The sequence below is a fragment of the Streptomyces malaysiense genome (assembly GCF_000980885.2).
In the GTDB taxonomy this organism is placed as follows: Bacteria; Actinomycetota; Actinomycetes; order Streptomycetales; family Streptomycetaceae; genus Streptomyces; species Streptomyces malaysiense.
The window spans coordinates 1-1,862 of sequence record NZ_LBDA02000101.1 but is presented as its reverse complement, the minus strand read 5'-3'; the positions used below and the strand labels follow the sequence as shown (position 1 = coordinate 1,862).

Sequence of the window (1,862 nt, the reverse complement as noted above, 5' to 3'; positions counted from 1 at the left end):
GAGCCTGGCCAACCTGCTGAAGGAAGAACGCAGGTTCGCGCCCCCCGCCGACCTGGCCGCACACGCCAACGTCACGGCGGAGGCGTACGAGCAGGCCAGGGCTGACCGGCTCGGCTTCTGGGCCGCGCAGGCCCGCCGGCTGACCTGGGCCGAGGAACCGACCGAGACGCTGGACTGGTCGAACCCCCCGTTCGCGAAGTGGTTCAAGGACGGGCGTCTCAACGTCGCCCACAACTGCGTGGACCGGCACGTCGAGGCCGGCCACGGCGACCGCGTCGCCATCCACTTCGAGGGCGAGCCCGGCGACAGCCGCGCCCTCACCTACGCCGAGCTCAAGGACGAGGTCTGCCGCGCCGCCAACGCCCTCCTCTCCCTCGGCGTCCGCGCCGGCGACCGGGTCGCCGTCTACATGCCGATGATCCCCGAGACCGCCATCGCCATGCTGGCCTGCGCCCGGATCGGCGCCGCCCACTCCGTCGTCTTCGGCGGCTTCTCCGCCGACGCCCTCGCCACCCGCATCAAGGACGCCGACGCCAAGGTCGTCATCACCGCCGACGGCGGCTACCGCCGCGGCAAGCCCTCCGCCCTCAAACCCGCCGTCGACGAAGCCGCCGACAAGACCGGCACCGTCGAACACGTCCTCGTCGTACGCCGCACCGGACAGGACGTCGCCTTCGACGACACCCGCGACGTGTGGTGGCACGACCTCGTCGCCGCCCAGCCCACCGAACACACCCCCGAGGCATTCGACGCCGAACACCCCCTCTTCATCCTCTACACGTCCGGCACCACCGGAAAACCCAAGGGCATCCTGCACACCTCCGGCGGCTACCTCACCCAGACCGCCTACACCCACTGGGCCGTCTTCGACCTCAAACCCGACACCGACGTCTACTGGTGCACCGCCGACGTCGGCTGGGTCACCGGCCACTCCTACATCGTCTACGGCCCCCTCGCCAACGGCGCCACCCAGATCATGTACGAAGGCACCCCCGACACCCCCCACCAGGGCCGCTTCTGGGAGATCGTCCAGAAATACAAGGTCTCCATCCTCTACACCGCCCCCACCGCCATCCGCACCTTCATGAAGTGGGGAGACGACATCCCCGCCAAGTACGACCTCACCAGCCTGCGCATCCTCGGCTCCGTCGGCGAACCCATCAACCCCGAAGCCTGGATCTGGTACCGCAAACACATCGGCGCCGACCGCACCCCCGTCGTCGACACCTGGTGGCAGACCGAGACCGGCGCCATGATGATCTCCCCCCTCCCCGGCGCCACCGACACCAAACCCGGCTCCGCCCAACGCCCCCTGCCCGGCATCAGCGCCACCGTCGTCGACGACGAAGCCCACGAAGTCCCCGACGGCGCGGGCGGCTACCTCGTCCTCACCGAACCCTGGCCGTCCATGCTGCGCACCATCTGGGGCGACGACCAACGCTTCAAGGACACCTACTGGTCCCGCTTCCCCGGCACCTACTTCGCCGGCGACGGCGCCAAGAAGGACCAGGACGGCGACATCTGGCTCCTCGGCCGCGTCGACGACGTCATGCTCGTCTCCGGCCACAACATCTCCACCACCGAGGTCGAATCCGCCCTCGTCTCCCACCCCGCCGTCGCCGAAGCCGCCGTCGTCGGCGCCGCCGACGAGACCACCGGCCAGGCCATCGTCGCCTTCGTCATCCTGCGCGGCACCGCCGACGCCGACGACGAAACCCTCATCACCACCCTCCGCGACCACGTCGGCACCACCCTCGGCCCCATCGCCAAACCCAAACGGATCCTCCCCGTCGCCGAACTCCCCAAGACCCGCTCCGGCAAGATCATGCGCCGCCTCCTGCGCGACGTCGCCGAGAACCGCC

1 protein-coding gene is annotated in these 1,862 nt (G+C 69.8%); it reads left to right on the top strand.

What is annotated here, in order from left to right:
* The coding region (gene acs, locus VT52_RS32150; RefSeq protein WP_240509968.1) for an acetate--CoA ligase at positions 1 to 1,862 on the top strand (1,862 nt) is incomplete at both ends.